Below are 19,953 nucleotides of genomic sequence, written 5' to 3'. Positions count from 1 at the left end.
GAAGACTAATATACAAAAATCATTTATCAAGGAGGTTATAGAGAAATTCCCATTTTTCAGTGTTCATCAACTCTACATAGGGTAATTCTATTTCGCATCCAAGAAATATCGAATTGCCTTTTATGCCAACAACCATCGCTTCAATTACAGTATCCGAATCGTTTTTTCTATATACATCGCCTATTGTTGGTAACATGTCATTAATAACATTTAATTGTTCATTCAAGGTACTCTCATCTATATTTTGAATATCTCGATATTCAATTGGATTACTCTGGTCATGACGTCCAGGAACCATTAATAGATACTCATTATGCCTAATCCCGTTTGACCTATTCGTAATAACGCCTTTGTTTTCAACCGCTGCCACTACTTCGATTTCATTTAATGAATAATGATCGAGGTAATCGGGATTTGGGTTCGTAATTAATATGAAATCCCCTTCCTCTGCTTTTCTATCTTTACTGAGGGTATACATATTTTTATTGAAAATAAAGCTATCGAGTTCTTTTGGTTGGTATTTTTCTACTTCGGCCGCACTACTTAAATGTTGGGACAAATCCCTCAGCCTCATAAGATGAACAGATTGTTTATACATAGGTTTTACCGAATAAACTCTGTGCAATTCATTATTGTAATATACAAATTGCCCTTTTCTTACTTGAAACAGTTTCACAAAAGCACACCCTCCAAATAATTGCGCATATAATCATTTCTAGTTATGGAAAACCGTATAGTTTTTTAGGATTCTAAAGATCTATTTCTTCGTTTAGTATGTCACCAAATAAATGAAACTAAACAATCGCTTAGCTGTCTGGTGAAATATAGGAATTTAGGCATTTAAAGAAGAATAGATTTAAATTAGTTAATAAATACAATGTGGAGGCTAGAAGTCGAAAACAAGCTAGAGAAAGTGTCGGGTGATATAATGAAGAAAATACTATATGATGAGATTTTAATAGTTACAAGATGGAAAATAGAGAACATAAAGTGAAGGTGTGTTATGGAATGATCGAGGAGTTATTAATAAATGCTGATGAATGCTATCAGCATGCTGAGCAGAAGGCTGCTCTTTATTTTAAATCACTTTATGGGCAAGTAATGGAAAAGGCTTATATACCAATCCTAACGGAAGATATACGATTGTGGAAACACAATCATATTCATCATCATTCATTATTCTCCTTTTTATCGCGTGGAAAGGGAAAACCTGATTCTCGCGGATATCACCATTATATTCAATGGCTAAATTATACAGGTAAACTTGATAATTACCTCGATAGAAGCATGTCCTATATTTTTATGCGTGATCTGGGAAGAGCACTGGATTCACCTGATACTCTAAGCAGAATTGACCGTGTAGTAAATAGTTTAAAAAATCACCTAACAAAAGGAGACAAAGACGAGACATTTAGCATGGCCTGGTTATACAGAATTGCACAGAAAGAAGGAGTGGAATCGAGTCTAATCTGGGTTATAAACAAGCTGAAGACTGTATCCTCCAAAATTCCGAACGGGATGGATGCTGAGCAAGCCCAACGAAAACTAATTAAAATCATTGCCGGAGTAATCATGCAAGAGGTTGAAGAGATGAACGACAAAACATCTCCTGAAGAACGTTCTCGGAGGCTTGATGCAGCTATTAGGCTTGGCTATTCCTATGGTTTAACCTATCCGTTTATTGATGATCTTCTGGATGCAAAAATTTTATCTGAAGAAGAGGAAAAACAATATTCGGATTTGATTCGTACCACAATTATTACTGGAGTAGTGCCGGAATTGGGAGAGTGGAAGGGGAAGAACGTAGCTCTAATCAAGTATATTCATGCGGAGCTTCGAGAAGCCTTTACGTATATTAAGAGCAAGCAGAGGCAAGAGACAACAAAGAATTTTTTCGCGCAATCCTATGTTTTTTTTAATTCCCAAGAAGTTGATCGTATAAAAGATTTATCGAATGCAAATTACACCAATGAAGAACTTTATATACCTGTTATATTAAAATCCTCTTCTTCTCGATTGATTGTACGTTCAGTAATCGGTGCTCCTGAGGATAAAGAATTGGACGACCGAACATTCTTTTATGGCATTTATAATCAGCTTGCTGATGATTTTGCAGATATGTTTGATGACATGAAGGACGGTGCGGTAACACCATATACTTATTATATGAAGTATCATGATAAACGCTTGGATCTCATAAACCCATTTGAATTGTACTGGACAGTTATCTCTAATTTAATTCATAACGTGTATGACTCGGACAGGAAGACATGTGAGGTAATTTTGGATCGAGCTATAAACGGGCTGAAAAGATTTAAAGAGCGAATGGGTATTAAAAAGTACAATGAAGTTATGGATCTCTTTGCTTCTAGTAATCCTAAATTCAATAGACTGATTCAAGAGATGGTTCGAAAAGCCGATGATGTAGATTTCTTTGATAAATTGCTTCGTGACCATATGATTACCATATTGAAAAAGGATCGAGAAGAACAGGAAGAATTTTCAAATGTGAGCAAGACTTTACGTAATCAGATTAATAGTATCTTAAATCTCCCTACAATCGAGAATAAGAGGTTAATAACAGACCCTATACAAGATGCTGCAAATTACAGCCTAATGGGTGAAGGAAAACGTTTAAGGCCAATAATTACTTGGTTCATGGGCGTAAAAGCATATGGATTAAATAAAACGGCTATCGAGCCACTTTTGAAATCATTAGAATATATGCATACAGCTTCACTTATTTTTGATGATCTACCTTCACAGGATAATTCATCCACTCGTAGGGGACGTCCAACTCTTCATGAGGTGTACAACATTGCTATATCAGAAATAACGGGTCTTTTTTTAACACAAAAGGCAATTGAGGAACAAACCTCTCTGGATCAGTTCGATTCGAAGACTGTACTTAATCTGATTAAATATTCAGCACAAACAACTGCAAATATGTGTAGAGGGCAAGCGATGGACTTAGATTCAAAGGGGAAACAACTGACACTAGATCAATTAAATATGATGTGCTTTTATAAAACTGGCATAGGCTTCGAAGCTTCCCTAATAATGCCAGCCATCCTAGCCCAAGCAAATGATTTAGAAATAGAGGTTTTGAAAAAGTTTGCTCGTCACGCTGGCATTGCTTTTCAGATTAAGGATGACTTACTGGATGTTGAAGGTAATTCTGCCATACTCGGAAAGCCTATTGGCAAGGATGAGGAAAACAACAACTCCACTTTCGTATCTATATTGGGTCTGGAAGGTGCCAAAAAAGAGATGTGGGAAAATTACTGTATTGCAATGGAAGTATTACAGGAAGTGCCACGCAATACTTCTTTCTTGAAGCATTTTTTAAACTTTATAATAAATCGCGATCATTAAGTGTTGGGTACAATCTTTTAGGCTTTACTACAATTTAATCAATTTTTATATATGGATCATGGATATGCAAATATCTATGATCTTTTATTTTGGTATCGTCTTTACTCCTGGTTTAAGCTCTAAATTTTACTGTCTCATAAGGCAGGTCGTGCAGCAAGCGCACATCCGAGTCCTAAAAATGAATACTACTTATCTATATGCATTCGCGGATGCCGCACGTCCGCATGAGCCGCTGTAATGTGCTAGACGCTTACATCTGTCTCATACGGCACGTCATGATGCTGGGAAGGCGCGAATGCAGGTGTCAGCCATTACAAATAAAAGGTTTCTTTCTAAAATGTGCTAAATAGTATTGAAAGTCCAAAATATTGCTATCAAAAATTTTTCATCAAAAGTGGTTAACAGGATGCACGCCTCACACGCCGCAGGAGCGTTTCATCCGATGGAGGTTCACGCGAAGCGTGCAGCAAGCGCACTCCGTGTTTCAATTTTCTATGCGTCTGAAATACATTCAAAATGAAAGATTTCAGTTCGCCCGCCATATTTCCGCTTTCATTGAAATAGAACTGAATAAAAGGATACATCCATGTATCTAAAAATGAAGTTTGTATTATTTAGTGTTTAAAAATTTACGTGGACTTAACATGACTTTAATCTTTCTTTTATTTATGTGATATATGCTTAACTTTAGGGAATATTAACAGATAAATCGATTCTTTTTAAACAGGGCATACTATTTGTTTAATCATTTAAGCAGGAGAATCCGTTATACCAAGCTATATTTCATTATTCTGCATTGTATACCCAACTTGAAGAATGAAGAAAATAAAATGAAGAAATTGTGGAGGTATCCGTTTGGACTCAACTTTACTAACTTTTATGAATGATTTTAATTCACTTATGTTCCTATTATTTGCATTAATGTATTCCTACCAATTTGTTTATATGTTTATCACATTTAAAGCCAAGCAGAAAAAGTACACTGAAATACAGAATGTTCATCACCATAAATTTGCAGTTATTATCCCAGCTCGAAATGAAGAACTCGTTATTGGACAACTGATCAAAAGTATAAAAAATCAAAATTATCCCAAAGAAATGATTGATATTTTCGTTGTGGCAGATAACTGTTCCGATAATACTGCTAAGGTTGCGGAGAAGGCGGGAGCTATAGTTAGAGAGCGTTTCAATAAGATTCAGATTGGCAAGGGATACGCGCTCGACTATATGCTTAGAATCATTGGAAGTGACTACTCATCCAATAAATATGATGGATATTTCGTGTTTGATGCCGACAATCTCTTGGACGAGAATTATATAACGGAGATGAACAAGACATTCAATAAAGGATACAGGGTGATCACTAGTTATAGAAATTCTAAGAACTATGATCAGAATTGGATTTCAGCAGGATATGCACTTTGGTTCCTGCATGAAGCTGAATATCTCAACCTTCCAAGAATGGCCCTTAACTCTAGTTGTGCGGTATCTGGAACAGGATTTTTAGTACATGCAGATGTATTCAGAGACAATGGAGGTTGGATACATCATCTCCTAACGGAAGACATCGAGTTTTCAGTTTCTCAAATTATTAAAGGTGAAAAGATTGGTTATTGTAGAAACGCGGTGTTTTATGACGAGCAACCAGTCACTTTTGCTCAATCCTGGAATCAACGATTACGTTGGGCAAAAGGTTTTTATCAGGTATTTTCTAAATATGGAAAGGACTTAATTGAAAATATATTCCGAGGTAAGGGTAACAGATTTTCATGCTTTGATATGACGATGATGATCATGCCGGCCATGCTTGTTTCTAGTATCAGCATTATGGTGAATGGTTTACTATACTTGGGCATCTTTATGGGAATATTTGAGGGGAAAGGGATTATGCAAGGAGCAACTACGGCCATAATAGAATCTTTTGTTTGGTATTATGGAATCCTTTTTGTTCTGGGCTTAATGACAACACTATCAGAGTGGAGAAAAATCCATTGTTCTGCCTGGAAAAAAATCGCTTTTACAATTACTTTTCCAATTTTCATGTTTACCTATATACCAATTTCTGTCGTAGCATTGTTTAAGCATGTTGAATGGAAACCAATTGCTCACACAGTTGTGAAATCACTTGATGATGTACGATAAGGACAAAAGAAGAGAAGTGACTACCTATAAAAGTCAGTTTCAAAGACTTTTTTGGTAGTCACTCTTGATGTTATGGGTGTATAAAAACCGGAGTTCCTATTGGGACTAGGCGTGCTAATTCCTCCACATCCTTATTGTTCATGCGGATACAACCACGTGATACTGCTTGACCAATGGAACTTGGATTATTAGTTCCATGAATCCCATAGTGTTCTTTCGATAAACTCATCCACATAGTACCGAATGGTCCTCCTGGATTAGGTGCTTTGTTAATAATGATAAAATTTCCTACTGGAGTAGCGAATAACATTCTCCCAACTGCGATAGGATACTGTTTTTGTAAAACACCATCCAATAGTAAACGAAGCCAACGATTGTTAATGGAAACTTCCAATTTATAGGGGAGTGTATTGGGGTCTGGAAAACCTGGTATAACAATGGATTGACCAATATATAGTACATTTGGATCTATTGAAGGATTAGCTCTTATGATTGTGGATAACGGTGTACGATAGTCTCTAGATATTTGAGTTAGTGTTTCTCCTGGCTTTACTGTATGAATCAGTAAAATCACCTCCATATTTTTTAGTTATATTACATAATATGATGAAATTTAAAAGTGTTGTTTTCATCCTTTCATTTCTCATATATGATATGGCAAATGTAATAAGAAGAGTCAAAATTGCAAATGATTAGAACATGGTTAAATAGTTAAAACACCTACACATCGTGTGGGTGTTTTTTTAGTTTTTGGATGACGTATATACAAAGAAAGTAAAATTTTTTTTACTAGTAAAAATTATCGAATCTACTGTTTTTCAATATATACTACTATACTTAAAAATAGTGAATCTATTATATTGTATAATTTCGATTTTAAAAGGGAGAGATATACATTGGAAAAGAAAAATCTTGAATTGGCAATTCAACTACGACATGAGTTGCATCAGCATCCTGAACTCTCGAATCAAGAGGTCTGGACGAAACAACATTTAATCGATTTCTTGAAAACGCATACAAAATTAGAAATAGTCGACAACGACCAATGGTTCTATGCTATTTATCGTGCCGGTGAAGACAAAAAGAATATAGCTTTCCGTGCTGACTTTGATGCACTACCTATGCCTGAAGTAATTGATATTCCACATGCTTCCCAATTCTTTGGAGTTTCTCACAAGTGCGGTCATGACGGTCACTCAGCAAGTCTCGCTGCATTTGCTCTGGAAATCGACCAAAAGGGTGCAGACAAAAACATCTTTTTCCTTTTCCAACACGCGGAGGAAACAGGAGATGGCGCTATTCAGTGTGCTACTTTTATTAAAGAAAATAATATAGATGAAATCTTCGCCTATCATAATATGAGTGGTGTGGCTTACAATTCGGTAAACGTAATTGACGGAACGGCTCAGTGCGCATCAAAGGGAATGACAATTCACATGGTTGGTTCTCCTGCACATGCAAGTCAACCGGAGGATGGAGTAAATCCTTCCTTTGCCATTGCTAAAATAATTGATGCAATCCCTGATTTTATCTCCCCAGAGAATAACGAGGGAATCGTACTTTGTACAGTTGTTCAAGTAAATATCGGTGAAAGAGCATTCGGTATGTCTGCGAGTAAGGGAGAGTTACTTTTAACGATCCGAGCATTATACGAAGAGGAATTAGATAAACTTCAGAAAAATTTAGAAGATCTTGCTAAGGATCAAGCAGAAAAATTCGGTATTCAGGTAAGCTTCTCTTATAATGATGAATTTCCTGAAACTGTAAATGATAAAGGGAGTTCAGATAAAATTCGTAAAGTATGTGAAGATAAAGGGTTTCAATTAGTTGAAATGAAAGAAGCATTTCGTGCCTCAGAAGACTTTGGTCATTATTTAAAGTTAACTAAGGGTGCAATATGCTACATCGGAAATGGAGAAGACTACCCTCATGTCCATACATCTAAGTACGACTTCCGAGATGACATCATTGAAACAGCAGTAGAGCTTTTCAAAGGTATTACGGAACAATAGTCATATAGCATAAATAATAAAAAGTTGTCTAATTAGCCAAATGCGCTTTTTAGAAATAAGCATCATTCTGACAATGAAGCCTACTATAAATATAGGAATATTTTAATAAGATACACTTAGGAATTATCAAAAAAAATGAGTTAAGGGAGAGAAAAGCTTTGGAAAAGAAAAATCTAGAATTAGCAATCCAATTACGACATGAGCTACATAAGCATCCTGAACTTTCAAATCATGAGGTTTGGACAAAACAACATTTAATAGATTTTTTAAAAACGCATACCCAATTAGAAATAGTAGACAAAGAAAAGTGGTTCTATGCGGTATATCGTGCAGGGGAAGGCAAAAAGAATATTGCATACCGTGCAGATTTTGATGCTCTTCCTATGCCGGAAGTAATTGACATTCCATATGCTTCTCAGTCTCCAGGCATTTCTCATAAATGCGGGCATGATGGCCACTCTGCTAGTCTTGCCGGATTTGCATTAGAAATTGACCAAAAGGGTGCAGACAAAAATATTTTCTTCCTTTTCCAACATGCGGAGGAAACCGGGGACGGTGCTGCTCAATGCGCTTCATTTATCGAGGAACATAATATCGAAGAAATTTTTGCTTATCATAATATGAGTGGCATGGCTTTTAACTCGGTAAATGTTATTGATGGGACTGCACACTGTGCTTCCAAAGGGATGACGATCCATATGGAAGGTGCACCAGCACATGCTAGCCAACCGGAGAATGGAGCAAACCCAGCTTTTGCTATTGCTAAAGTTATTGATGCGATTCCTGAGTTCATCTCACCTGAGAATAATGAAGGGATTGTACTTTGCACAGTTGTACAAGTGGATATAGGCGAAAGAGCTTTCGGTATGTCTGCAAGTAAGGGTGATTTGCTGTTAACTATTCGTGCTCTTCATGAAGAAGAACTAGATAAGCTTCAGAAAAACCTAGAGGATCTTTCTAATGCTCAAGCAGCAGAATACGGCTTGAAAGTTAGTTTTTCCTTTGCGGATTCTTTCCCTGAAACTGTAAACGACAAAGAAAGCTCTGATAAAATTCGTAAAGTTGCAAAGAATAAGGGTTTTGAGGTAGTGGAAATGACAAAAGCATTCCGTGGCTCTGAGGATTACGGCCATTACTTAAAGCTAACAAAAGGTGCTATGTGCTATATAGGGAACGGTGAAGATTATCCACATCTACATACGTATGAATATGATTTCCGTGATGATATAATTGAAACGGCTGTAGAGCTTTTCAAAGGATTAGCAGAATTATAAACCTTCGTTAAATTAAGCATTCACACTATTGTGTGGATGCTTTTTAAGTTTAATCTAGCAATGCTATACTAAAATAAATGGTTTTGGAAGGAGAAATTATGGAAGGAAACAAAGTCACTTTTAACTCAATAGATGAATATATTTCAACCTTTCCTCCTGAAGTTCAAGAAAAACTAATAACAATATGGCAAGTAATAAAAGAGGCTGCTCCTGAAGCGACAGAGAAAATAAGCTATCAAATGCCTACTTTTGTTTTCCATGGGAACCTAGTCCACTTTGCTGCTTATAAAAACCATATAGGATTTTATCCAGCTCCAAGCGGAATAGAAGCTTTTAAAGAGGAAATTGCACAATATAAAGGAGCGAAAGGATCCGTCCAGTTTCCTTTAGAACAACCATTGCCTTATGAACTAATCAGCAAAATAGTTAAATTTAGAGCCGCTGAGAATGAAAATAAAGCCGAGAAAAAGCAGAAAAAAGAAAAATAATATTTATTTAAAATAAGAGACTGCCCCTTTTTTCATCTGTACAGGGGACAGTCATACTTTTAATAGTATCTAAAGTTTAGGTAACTTATCAGGGTTCATCATAATGTAAACTTCCTTTATTTTTTCATCACTAATATAAAAACTAATAATACTTTGAAGAGAGCCATTCATGTAATTCACCATTGCTGGCTGACCGTTGACATTTCTTATTTCAAAATAAAAATCCTTAGGAGCTTTTTTCACTATACCGTATAATAATGCCAAAACGTTTGGAAGGGATGTTATTGGACGAATAGCAGCCTTAACTTTTCCTCCACCATCAGAATATAGTGTTACATTCTCGGATACTAATTCTAACAAGACATTTGTATTTTTCATTTCAAAAGCTTGGATAAACCGATTGATAATCGACTTATTGTTTTCATAGTTCAAACTTTCACTATCTATGCGTGCAATTTTATGCTTAGATCTGCTATATATTTTCCTACAGTTATCTTCATTTTTTTCAATAATGCTAGCAATCTCCATGTATGAGAAATCCAATACCTCTCTTAATAGAAGTACTGCCCGTTCGTCTGGTGTTAAATGTTCCATCATCCTTAAATAAGCAATGCTTAATCCTTCTGCTTGAAGAACAACATCAGCTGGATCTAGATCATTAGATTTCTCTAACAATAGTGGCTCGGGATTCCAAGGTCCTACGTAATTCTCTCGTTTATAACGTGCTGACTTTAAGTAATCAAGGCAACGATTTGTCATCATTTTACAGAGATACGCTTTCATATTATTAATCTCTTGTTCATCCATTTGATATGCTTTTAAAAAAGTTTCTTGCACAATATCCTCTGCATCCCCAATGGAACCTAGCATACGATAGCCTATTGTAAATAACAGTGGTCTAAATAGTTGATAATCTTCATTACTAATTTGCACTTTATCACCTCTGCTCGAGTAGTTGTATTATTTCTTTCGCTGCTTGCTTTCCACTGCTTACTGCTCCTTCTGACAAAACAGAATAAGGAGAAACCCAGTCACCTGCTAAAAATAATCCAGGGATTTCTATATTAGCACATGCCAATTTTTGCTCATCTCCTAATTGAGGTAGACGCTGGTTAACTGTAATATTAGGCATAAAACGACTAGTAATCTCGTATTTTTTCCATTCTGGCTGCATCTTTTCTAAAAATTGTTCCAACTCCTTTTTTACTTCTTTACCATCTATTTGATCATTCGGGTGATGGTATTTATAAACATGTAAAACTGTATTTTCTCCATCTTCAGAGAGTCTGGCATAATTTGAATGTACTGAGTAATATAAGGGGTCAGTTATACCCATGGCAAACAATTTTTTTGGATTAGGAAGCTTTGTTAATGCAACATCAAGTGTAGCTCCTTTTACAGGTGTAATTTTGGCAAAAAAGTCACGCTGCGAAATACTCGATTGTTCACCTAACATTTTATTAAGCTCCTGAGGGCTTGTGGTATTCAGTACATACTTACTGGAAATTTCCTCATCATTAGATAGAACCAATTTAAAATGTTCCTGTTGAAGTTTGATAATTTGCTTTACAACAGTGTTTGATTGAACTTGAATACCAGAGATGACCGCTTTATTATGCAGTTGGTCTATTACCATTTGCCAACCGTAATCCAAATAAAGTACTCCACCCATTCCAATCTTCATATGAGATACAATTATCTTGGCGCTAACCATTTCAGGGGCATGGCAATACGTGGTAAGTCTGCCGAGTGTATATAATAAAGACTGGACTTTTTTAGATATCGTAACTTGCATGACCCATTGTTGAAATGTTTGCTCTGCTAACTTTTCTGTATCCAAGCTATTTATATTCTTTAATATAGCTACCCATTCCACTTTTTCTCTCCAGTTCAATAATCGTGTCGTTAAAAGTCCCAAAGGATTAAAAGGAGCAGTGTACTCCATTTTATTTTCAATTAAAGTACCTCCTAATATAGGTGATTTCCCATTCAGTTTGATATCTAATTCTTCGAGAATAGGAGCCGCTTTTCCTTTTTTATATAGGGCATGTGGGCCGAGATTAAAATAATGTTGATTAATCTTATCTGTCCTAGCCCTTCCGCCGACCTTTTTACCTTTTTCAACTATTAAAATAGACAAATCCTTTTTAGCCAAATAGTTTGCTGCCACATACCCTGCCAATCCACCACCAACAATTACAACGTCCCATTTTTGAGCCATACGATGATAACCTCCTATTATGTTTTCATAAATTAAGACGAGGAAGCTAATTAAGTTGTGACATTCAATCAAGAATGTAATTAAACTATTTTTATCTTGACTTCAAGATAAATAATTAATAAAATTAACTAAACAAAGTTGATAACTATGTTTTATATATTTGACACAAACTTTGACTGGAAAAGGATGATGAAAAGTGGAAAAAACAAAGAAGGAAGTACCAGTAGAAGTTGATAAAACAGGAAAATTTGTTCGTCAAAGAAATCAATTTGACACGCTATTTGGAAATCAACCAGGTGAACTACCTGTTGAAGAAGAACGTTATCGTCTTTTATGGGCTGCTGTCTGTCCATGGGCGCATCGTTCAGTGATCGTACGAAGCGTGCTAGGTTTAGAAGATGTCATCAGTTTGGGTACTGCTAGTCCAATGCGTCCGAATATCGGCCGTGTAGACTGGGAATTTTCTTTAGATGAAAATGGTGTAGATCCTGTTTTAGGTATTCAATATATAAGCGAAATGTATAAAAAAACAGATCCAGAATACGCAGGAAGACCAACTGTACCAGTTATCATTGATGTAAAAGAACAAAAAGTAGTGAATAACGATTACTTTAGATTAACAAATCATTTAGAAACTGCATGGGCACCATTTCATAAAGAAAATGCGCCTGATCTATATCCACAAAATTTACGCGAGGAAATTGATGCATTAAATGATGTCATTTTTCATGATGTTAATAATGGTGTCTATAAATGTGGATTTGCTCGTTCACAAGAAGCATATGAAGAAGCATATGATGTATTATTTAATCGTTTAGATGAATTAGAGCAACGTTTATCGACGCAACGCTTCTTGTTTGGGGACTATATTACGGATTCAGACGTTCGACTATATGCAACATTAGCACGGTTTGACGTAGCGTATTATTCAGCTTTTAAGGCAAATAGAAATCGTATTGTTGATTTTCCAAATCTATGGGGTTATTTACGAGATTTGTTCCAAACGCCTGGTTTTGGAGATACAACTAATTTTGAAGCAATTAAAATCCATTACCATTTATCAAACCATATTGCGAGTGATGATCAAAAAAGTCTAAACATATTACCAAAAGGACCGGATGTTTCAAACTTCAATTCTGCACATAATCGAGAATCTTTAAGTGGAAAAGAAGAAAAATTCCTTGTTCATACAAGTAATTAAGGAGATGGGGAAATAGTGATTATACGTAATGCAATAGAGGATGAATTATCTTTTATCCGAGAACAACGATTAGACGCATATACCGAGCATGCTCCTAAAATTCCGGAAGAACATTGGAAAGTTTTAAAACAATCCATCCTATCAGATGGAGACATTCAGCCCGGCGTAGAACGAATAGTAGCAGAGATTGATGGAGTAATAGTAGGAAGCGTTGCTTTATTTTCTCCTGAAATAAAAGCTTATGAAGGTTTACTGGAAGACGAACTTGATTATCCAGAACTAAGAATGCTAGCCATCTCACCACAAGCTCGAGGAAAAGGTGTGGCAACAGCATTGATTAACGAATGTATTCAACGGTCTAAAGCTAAAGCGTTCTCTGCTATGGGACTACATACCGCTGATTTTATGGAGAATGCTATAAAATTATATGGTCATCTTGGGTTTGAGCGTTTGCCACAATTTGATTTTGAACCAACTAATGATGGAATTGTCGTAAAAGCGTTCCGTATTACTTTTTAATAAATTTAGGTGTCGTGGAGAATTCCATGGCACCTTTTTAAGTTGATTTGTACTTGAAAAGGAATTTATCTATTATTTAGAAGGAATGTTAGGAACACATGAAGTAATGATAGAAGATATGATTGTGAAATTAGAAAAAAAATATATCCCTTAAAATAGCTGTTATGAGCAATTGAATAAATCATAGTTCTTATTATTTCTTATAAAATGGACTCTTTTTTATAAGATAAAAGTCTATACTTGAAGTAATAACACAATAAAAAAGGAGTTGTAGTTATGAACATACTTACAAAATTTAGAATATTAAAACCTGCAAGTGAGGTATTTGAAGCTTTTGTGGATCCTTTGAGAATCGGGAACTTTTGGTGGTCATCGAGCTCAGAAAGATGGGAGCAAGGAAAGACGATCACATTAAGATACGATGAATATAACGCAGAAGTAAATATTAAAGTAACCGAAATCGACATCAATAAGAAGATTGTATTCAAATGGGGAGAGCTTGAGGAAAACACTGTAACTATTTCCATGAAAGAAGTAGATGAATTGAGTACGATTATAGAGGTTAATGAAGAAGGATTTAATGAAAATGAAGATGAGATTATTAATACATTGGTGGATAATAAAGAAGGTTGGGTTTATATGCTGACCTGTTTAAAAGCTTATTTGGAATTTGGTATTACAGAATTGAGAGCAGGCATTGTAAAATAATTGGAAAATTGTATGATCAATTTTTCACTTTTGATTCCAGGTCCTATTTGTGCTAATAAGAACCTGGAATCTAGAGTTTTTGTCTTGTTAAATTTTAAAACAAGTGAATACTGTTTGTAATTTCATATAATTATAGAGTATTCGAGCATGTCTTCCTTCTTGCGTATAAGGGTTAATAAGAGGATGGAGATTACGGAGAAATTCATGATCGCATTCACAAGGATTAATGCCTCTACTATAACATTTATCATGTGCCATGCATGCTGCATCCACAGCATTTATAGGTGCACCAGGCCCACTACAACCAGGTCCACACCAGTTGTATCCTGGAAACAAACAAAATCGACGATTCCTATTCCTTCTCTGATACAAATTAGCAACCTCCCTTCTATTACTTTCAATTTAATATAAGCTATTCAATAGTTACCGATTTTGTATATACTGTTTCCTAAGAGACATACAAATTTAATAGCACCAAAAACGTGTTAGGGGGATATTGATGAGAATTGAAGAATTAAAAAATAATCGAGTCAATGACTTTATAAAGTATTGCAAGAAACACCGAGCGCAGTTGGATGATTCATTTTTATATGACGAAGATTTACAAAGCTTCGAGTCGACAGTAGAAAACCCAACTTATATTGTTCTGAATGAACAAGATGGTATTGTAGGTGCTGTTTCGTTAATAATGGATGAATATCATAGAAGTGGGAATAAGGCACGGTTTCGAATATTTCACACTGAAATCGAAAGCTTCGAGGTTTATACTTTGCTTATGAAAGCAATCATGTTGCATACGAAAGAGATAGAGAAGGTTTTCTTGTTTGTACCATTTGAAAATAGGAAGCTATCGGAAGTTATGGAAGGATTAAAGTTCAATATCGAAAGATACACTTTTGTTCTTGTGAGAGAGGATAGGGAAGTACCGAAATTCCATTTACCAAATGGATATGAGATAAAAAAGCTTCAACCTGGAAATGAAGAGACTTGGTGTGCAGTTAGAAACCCGAGCTTTGCGAAACTTAAAGGAAGTGAGACTCCTATCACACCTGGGATGGTAAAGAAAATGATGTCAGATGATGACCATATTGAGGGAGGAGCCATGATTTTATATCATGGGGACAAGGCTGTGGGGGTTATTCGAGGAACAGTAGATGAATACGAAAATGCACCAATTATGAATATAGGACCAATTGCTATTATACCCGAATATCAAGGGCAAGGATTAGGTAGAGTTCTGCTAAGGGCTTCCTTACACTTTGCGAAAGAAAAAAATTATAAAAGAACCATCCTTTGTGTAAACGCAGATAATAACCATGCAAAAGCCTTATACGTGCAAGAAGGATTTGAGCAAGTAGAGGCAGTAACTTGTTATAAATACGATATTCATTCTACGAATGTTGAAATTTAATATGGTATAAATGGAGATTATCGTGGATAGGATCAAAATGTTTTGTTAGAAATAACACGCGCTTATATGTATGAATACCTGTTATGATTAATCAAAAAATCAATTAGAGGTGTATGTCATGGCAATTGAATTAGTAAGAGATTATTTTTCTAAACTAGGAATAGCTGATAAGATACAGGAGTATGAAGCGTCGAGTGCAACTGTAGAACTTGCTGCCCAAGCTCTAGATGTAGAGCCTGCGCGTATTGCGAAAACACTTTCCTTCAAGAAGGAGGATAATAGTATCCTTGTAGTAGCAGCAGGAGATACAAAAATCGATAATGCAAAGTTTAAAAGTACATTTGGTGTTAAGGCTAAAATGTTGTCCCCGGATGAAGTATTGGAGAATGTGGGACATGCTGTTGGTGGAGTTTGTCCTTTTGGTATTCCAGATCATGTGCTTGTATATGTAGATGAATCATTGAAACGATTTGAAACTGTTTACCCTGCTTGTGGTAGTAGCAATAGTGCAATAGAACTTACTTGTGAAGAATTATATACATATGCAAAAGCGCAAGAATGGGTCGATGTTTGCAAAGGATGGGAGTAAATAATAATATGGATAGTTCATTTAAAACAGCTGTAGGTAGATTTAATTATCGCGTGGCAGGATTAATCGTTCATGATGAAAAATTACTAATCATGAACGATGAAAATCAACCTTATTATTATGTACCTGGCGGAAGGGTAAAACTGCATGAAAAAAGCGAAGATGCAATAAGAAGAGAAATAAAAGAAGAGCTTTCACTAGAAGTGAATATTAAGCGTATGTTATGGGTAAATGAAAACTTTTTCGAGGAAGCAACATTGAAAGAGAAGTTTCATGAAATTTGTTTTTTCTATTTGCTAGAATTACAAGACGAAGAATTCTATGTTAGAGGGAACGAATTTTCAGTGAATGAAGAGGGAAAAATACACACGTATTACTGGAAGCCTTTTGAAGAATTAATAGATTTAAATCTTTATCCATTATTTTTAAAAGAGAGAATAACAGATTTACCTCTAGAAATTGAGCATTTAGTAGAAATCAAATTGTAAATAAAGTAGACCGAGGTAACCATTCAAGTGGTTACCTTTTTTATATAAACTCTAAATAAATTAAATATTGGGGTTTACTGTTGTAACTGTTGGATTATCAGTGGCTTTGAAATTTTTTTGTGTGTTAATTTATTTTGACTTCCTTTGCTAGTTCTTGTAATCGATCTCTATCTCGAATAATATAGCCACGTGATTTTTTTTCAATAATATTTGATTTACAAAATTGAGCTAGAACATGTAGTAAATGACGGTAAGAAACCCCCAAGTATTCGCATACCTCTGTGTGTTTCTCTTTATAAAAATCATTATCTGCAGATAAAAGGATAAATTCTGCAAGACGATTTTCTAGTGGGAATGCTTGACTTTGTGTATATTTTGTTGAAATTGTAGTCATCTTTTGACTGATAAAGATGCACAAATATCGAAGGAAAGTGGCATCTTTTAAAAGGTTGTCTTTACATAAATGAATAGGGATAGCAAAACAGGTTGTTTGAGTAGCGGTTTGTATTCCTTTTGAATACCTCTCAGAATTTAATAATTCAACTTCTCCTATAAAAATAGGAGCCTCTAAAAAATTGATTAGGGAAACTTTTCCGTTAGAATGTGTCACATAGAGCTTTGCCTTTCCTTCTACGAGATAGTATATGTACTCAGGATTGGAATCTTCCTTTAAAATAAATTCACCACGTTCAAATTGACAAACTTGAATATAAGAAATAATTGGAAAAGAAAATAAGGACTGTATTGGATATTTTTCAATGTAATAGCTACGCATAGGCTCATCTAAAAATTTCATTTTTTCCTCCTAGAGTGAAAAAGTATGAGATATCTCACATTATTGTATGTGTTTAAGTGGTATGATGCAATTATTACGGAGGGAATAAAATGAATAAACAACGATGGCTTTCACAGAACTTTTTTGTGTTTTTTATCACTTGGGGTGTGTTTCTACCTTATTGGACAGGTTGGCTAGTTGAAGATAAAGGATTAAGTGTAACAAATGCGAGTTTAATTATGGGCTTTGGATTAGTTGCGCGTGGAGTTTCTACAATGTTTGTTTTTCCAATAGCTTCAAAATATATGAGCAGCCAAGCTGTTGTGTTTATGCTAACGATAATCTCATTAATAGTAACTGTACTTTATATTCCTGTTACCTCGTTTGGAATGCTTTTTGTGGTAACAATTTTATTTAATGCGGTTTACCCGACCTTACTTCCTGCTATTGAAAGCACCGCAAGCTCATTAGTCCAACAAAGTGGAGTAAACTATGGCAAGAGTCGTTCCTATGGATCACTTGGCTTTATAATTTCAGTTCTTATCATTAGTATGCTCACAGGCTATTTCGGTGAGGGGGCTATTTTATGGAGTATGATGGTGGGGCTGTGTTTACTGCTATTGATACGTTTTCTCCCATCCCCACCAGAACTTTTAGTAAAGCCAACAAAAACAGATCGGAAGGAGAATCTTTCACTAAGCGGTCTGTGGAAAGTTAAAAGTTTTCCTATTGTGCTTCTGATTGTAATTCTATTACAGGGTGCACATGCATCCTATTATAATTATGGCTATATATATTTACAGGAGTTAGGTGTAAATAGCTTCTACATTGGAATGATTATTAATATAGCAGTTATTTTTGAGATAATTTATTTTTCTAAGGCGGAATTATTTAAAAATTGGAAGCCTTCATCCTTGTTGTTATTAGCTGCAATTGGATCTACTTTACGTTGGGTGCTTGTATTTTTGTTTCCAAATGTTTGGGTTTTTATTTTTTCTCAGAGCTTACACGCATTGTCTTTTGGCGTAGCCCACTTTGCATTTATCAGTTATCTAACAAAAAACTTACCAAAGCGACAGCTTCCAAATGCGCAAGGTGTGTACTCAGCTTTTGCATTAAGCTGGGGCACTGCCGTATTAACTTTAATAGGAGGATATTTATATGAAATATCTTCTGGATTGGCTTTCCTTGGAATGATTATTTGTACGATTCCAGCAATCGCAATCATTATCCTAACAAAAAAACGATATGCATACTAAAATAACCCCCAAGTTTTGGGGGTTATTTTCAATAGGTTGTTACTTTAAAGAAAAATTGAATAGAGTAAATCCAACGTTGCCACCATGTGAAGTTGTTTTCATATTTATCTTGATCGACAGTGTACATGGCGTCTTTATTATTCCAGAGTCTTTCATAGTAATCTTCCATTTCGATTACTAAATCACTATCATTTGGTGCGATAACACGTAGATTATTTTCAAGATTATAGTTATCTAATGTCCGTTCTGTATAGTTTGCGGAACCATTCGAAATGATAGTATGCTCGTCTGATTGAATCCAAATAGCTTTTGTATGGTATTGTCCAATAACTGTATTATACCAACGAATGTCAATTTTTCCTTCTGTATCCTCGATCATTTCTTGTGCAACCGGACGATTTGGAAGTCCGGATTTTTCTTGCCCAAAGGAATTTTTATTTGGGTCTAGAATGAGCTTTACTTCTACGCCTCGATTTGCAGCTTCTATTAAGGCGTTTACAATGTCTCGCTTAGCAATAAAAAACATTCCAAGCCAAATTTTATCTCCTTCCTTTGTTGCGGACAAATCTTTCAGTAGTGCATCCAATATCTTTTTCTCTGTTAAATATTGTACTTCATATTGTCCATCTGAATTTTCCACATCTACTCTTGGAAGCTTAGGGCCTCCTGAAAATAAAGAAACAGCTTCCTCTGCCTCTAATATGTCATTTAAAATAGGACCGGTTACTTTTAAAGCAATATTCCCATGGAATCCACTTGCATCATGTGGATTGGAGGACGTGATCATGGCTTCTTTATCTGTTACAACTGTTTTGCGATGGTTAGCTTTTACATTAAGTAATTTCATATAAGAAGCAATTGTCATTTTGGGTGCTTCACTGGCCATTCCATTTGGAATCCAACCTTCTCCACCAATATCAAACCATTGAAAAAATAATCGATATATACCGGAGTATACTGGAGTAGAATCTCTTAAAGAATCTAAATCAGTGTATATGATTTCGACTCCTGCATCTCTCATTTTTTTAAACCATTTGTTTTCATAGGATCCATAGCCTTGGTTTAGAGGATCTGTGATAAAAACTATAGGCATGTCAGGGTTCTCTTTCTTTTTCTTAGCTAGAGAAATAGAAAGTGTATCTGCAATGCGAGGGAAGTTTATATCGTCGTCATAGTATCCATCAAATAGAAAAAAGTCTATCACTACAAATTTTTCCGCTTCCTCGATCATCGTATAAACTTCCTCGAATATATGATTCTCATGTACCATCTCGGTTCCTTTTTGGTCCTGAGCATACGTCAAATCGGTGATAAATTCTACAGTATCCGTTTTATGCATCTTTCCGGCGAATGAAACTCCTTCCGGAAGAGGTTTATATGTATGCCATAAAATCAAGGCTATATAAATAAGTGCAATAACACCAATTGAGCCCATAATAATTCTCTTTCTCTTACTCCATGGCTTGCTCGGCTTTCTAGCCATCTGTAGTT

19 protein-coding genes are annotated in these 19,953 nt (G+C 35.3%); 12 read left to right on the top strand and 7 right to left on the bottom strand.

Annotated elements, in window-relative coordinates; all coding sequences use genetic code 11:
• Nucleotides 1–19 precede the first annotated feature (19 nt).
• Nucleotides 20–676 carry a hypothetical protein gene (locus tag P2Q73_RS18785; RefSeq protein WP_275789993.1) on the bottom strand — a complete coding sequence of 219 codons (657 nt, stop codon included), beginning with the start codon at nucleotides 674–676 and terminating at the stop codon, nucleotides 20–22.
• 332 nt (nucleotides 677–1,008) lie between these two features.
• Between P2Q73_RS18785 and P2Q73_RS18780 the strand changes: the two genes are divergently transcribed.
• Nucleotides 1,009–3,375, top strand: a complete 2,367-nt coding sequence (locus P2Q73_RS18780) for a polyprenyl synthetase family protein (RefSeq protein ID WP_275789990.1) — start codon at nucleotides 1,009–1,011, stop codon at nucleotides 3,373–3,375.
• An 855-nt stretch (nucleotides 3,376–4,230) separates the two neighbouring features.
• Nucleotides 4,231–5,517: a glycosyltransferase family 2 protein gene (locus P2Q73_RS18775; protein ID WP_197275577.1), complete on the top strand. Its 1,287-nt coding sequence runs from the start codon at nucleotides 4,231–4,233 to the stop codon at nucleotides 5,515–5,517.
• 70 nt (nucleotides 5,518–5,587) lie between these two features.
• Here the strand turns inward: P2Q73_RS18775 and P2Q73_RS18770 are convergent, their stop codons facing one another.
• Nucleotides 5,588–6,082, bottom strand: coding sequence for a L,D-transpeptidase family protein (locus tag P2Q73_RS18770; protein ID WP_053592317.1), 495 nt, complete (start codon nucleotides 6,080–6,082; stop codon nucleotides 5,588–5,590).
• 331 nt (nucleotides 6,083–6,413) lie between these two features.
• On the opposite strand from P2Q73_RS18770, the gene P2Q73_RS18765 reads away from it, so the two are divergent.
• The 3 genes from P2Q73_RS18765 (at nucleotide 6,414) to P2Q73_RS18755 (ending at nucleotide 9,291) form a co-directional block, all read left to right on the top strand.
• Nucleotides 6,414–7,529, top strand: coding sequence for a M20 metallopeptidase family protein (locus tag P2Q73_RS18765; RefSeq protein WP_275789987.1), 1,116 nt, complete (start codon nucleotides 6,414–6,416; stop codon nucleotides 7,527–7,529).
• 158 nt (nucleotides 7,530–7,687) lie between these two features.
• Nucleotides 7,688–8,803, top strand: a complete 1,116-nt coding sequence (locus P2Q73_RS18760; RefSeq protein WP_275789984.1) for a M20 metallopeptidase family protein — start codon at nucleotides 7,688–7,690, stop codon at nucleotides 8,801–8,803.
• Between the two features lie 98 nt (nucleotides 8,804–8,901).
• Complete coding sequence (locus tag P2Q73_RS18755) at nucleotides 8,902–9,291, top strand: iron chaperone (protein WP_275789981.1); 390 nt, start codon at nucleotides 8,902–8,904, stop codon at nucleotides 9,289–9,291.
• 69 nt (nucleotides 9,292–9,360) lie between these two features.
• Here the strand turns inward: P2Q73_RS18755 and P2Q73_RS18750 are convergent, their stop codons facing one another.
• Nucleotides 9,361–10,224 carry an RNA polymerase sigma-70 factor gene (locus P2Q73_RS18750; protein WP_275789979.1) on the bottom strand — a complete coding sequence of 288 codons (864 nt, stop codon included), beginning with the start codon at nucleotides 10,222–10,224 and terminating at the stop codon, nucleotides 9,361–9,363.
• 4 nt (nucleotides 10,225–10,228) lie between these two features.
• Nucleotides 10,229–11,512 (bottom strand): phytoene desaturase family protein, encoded by a 1,284-nt coding sequence (locus P2Q73_RS18745; protein WP_275789976.1) that lies wholly within the window; start codon nucleotides 11,510–11,512, stop codon nucleotides 10,229–10,231.
• 196 nt (nucleotides 11,513–11,708) lie between these two features.
• Here P2Q73_RS18745 and P2Q73_RS18740 point away from each other — a divergent pair, with 196 nt between their 5' ends.
• From P2Q73_RS18740 to P2Q73_RS18730, 3 genes are all read left to right on the top strand, one after another.
• Nucleotides 11,709–12,713: a glutathione S-transferase family protein gene (locus P2Q73_RS18740; protein ID WP_275789973.1), complete on the top strand. Its 1,005-nt coding sequence runs from the start codon at nucleotides 11,709–11,711 to the stop codon at nucleotides 12,711–12,713.
• 15 nt (nucleotides 12,714–12,728) lie between these two features.
• Entirely contained in the window at nucleotides 12,729–13,232 is a 504-nt protein-coding gene (locus P2Q73_RS18735; RefSeq protein ID WP_275789970.1) for a GNAT family N-acetyltransferase, read from the top strand.
• Between the two features lie 276 nt (nucleotides 13,233–13,508).
• The gene (locus P2Q73_RS18730) at nucleotides 13,509–13,940 is read left to right on the top strand and encodes an SRPBCC domain-containing protein (protein ID WP_275789967.1); all 432 of its coding nucleotides are present in this window, start codon (nucleotides 13,509–13,511) and stop codon (nucleotides 13,938–13,940) included.
• Nucleotides 13,941–14,027: 87 nt separating this feature from the next.
• On the opposite strand, the gene P2Q73_RS18725 is transcribed toward P2Q73_RS18730, so the two are convergent.
• A complete protein-coding gene (locus P2Q73_RS18725; RefSeq protein WP_345798863.1) occupies nucleotides 14,028–14,276 on the bottom strand; it encodes a phospholipase in 249 nt (82 codons plus the stop codon).
• A 163-nt stretch (nucleotides 14,277–14,439) separates the two neighbouring features.
• Between P2Q73_RS18725 and P2Q73_RS18720 the strand changes: the two genes are divergently transcribed.
• From P2Q73_RS18720 to P2Q73_RS18710, 3 genes are all read left to right on the top strand, one after another.
• Entirely contained in the window at nucleotides 14,440–15,351 is a 912-nt protein-coding gene (locus P2Q73_RS18720) for a GNAT family N-acetyltransferase (RefSeq protein WP_056833141.1), read from the top strand.
• Between the two features lie 118 nt (nucleotides 15,352–15,469).
• A complete protein-coding gene (locus P2Q73_RS18715; protein WP_056833143.1) occupies nucleotides 15,470–15,940 on the top strand; it encodes a YbaK/EbsC family protein in 471 nt (156 codons plus the stop codon).
• 8 nt (nucleotides 15,941–15,948) lie between these two features.
• The gene (locus tag P2Q73_RS18710; protein WP_275789962.1) at nucleotides 15,949–16,428 is read left to right on the top strand and encodes an NUDIX hydrolase; all 480 of its coding nucleotides are present in this window, start codon (nucleotides 15,949–15,951) and stop codon (nucleotides 16,426–16,428) included.
• A 124-nt stretch (nucleotides 16,429–16,552) separates the two neighbouring features.
• On the opposite strand, the gene yeiL is transcribed toward P2Q73_RS18710, so the two are convergent.
• Complete coding sequence (gene yeiL, locus P2Q73_RS18705; RefSeq protein WP_275789960.1) at nucleotides 16,553–17,224, bottom strand: transcriptional regulator YeiL; 672 nt, start codon at nucleotides 17,222–17,224, stop codon at nucleotides 16,553–16,555.
• Nucleotides 17,225–17,313: 89 nt separating this feature from the next.
• On the opposite strand from yeiL, the gene P2Q73_RS18700 reads away from it, so the two are divergent.
• Nucleotides 17,314–18,462: an MFS transporter gene (locus P2Q73_RS18700; protein ID WP_275789957.1), complete on the top strand. Its 1,149-nt coding sequence runs from the start codon at nucleotides 17,314–17,316 to the stop codon at nucleotides 18,460–18,462.
• Between the two features lie 28 nt (nucleotides 18,463–18,490).
• On the opposite strand, the gene P2Q73_RS18695 is transcribed toward P2Q73_RS18700, so the two are convergent.
• The gene (locus tag P2Q73_RS18695) at nucleotides 18,491–19,945 is read right to left on the bottom strand and encodes a phospholipase D family protein (RefSeq protein ID WP_275789954.1); all 1,455 of its coding nucleotides are present in this window, start codon (nucleotides 19,943–19,945) and stop codon (nucleotides 18,491–18,493) included.
• Nucleotides 19,946–19,953 lie beyond the last annotated feature (8 nt).

The sequence above is a fragment of the Bacillus sp. Cr_A10 genome (assembly GCF_029222665.1).
In the GTDB taxonomy this organism is placed as follows: domain Bacteria; phylum Bacillota; class Bacilli; order Bacillales_A; family Planococcaceae; genus Psychrobacillus.
This window is presented reverse-complemented; position numbering and strand designations above follow the sequence as displayed.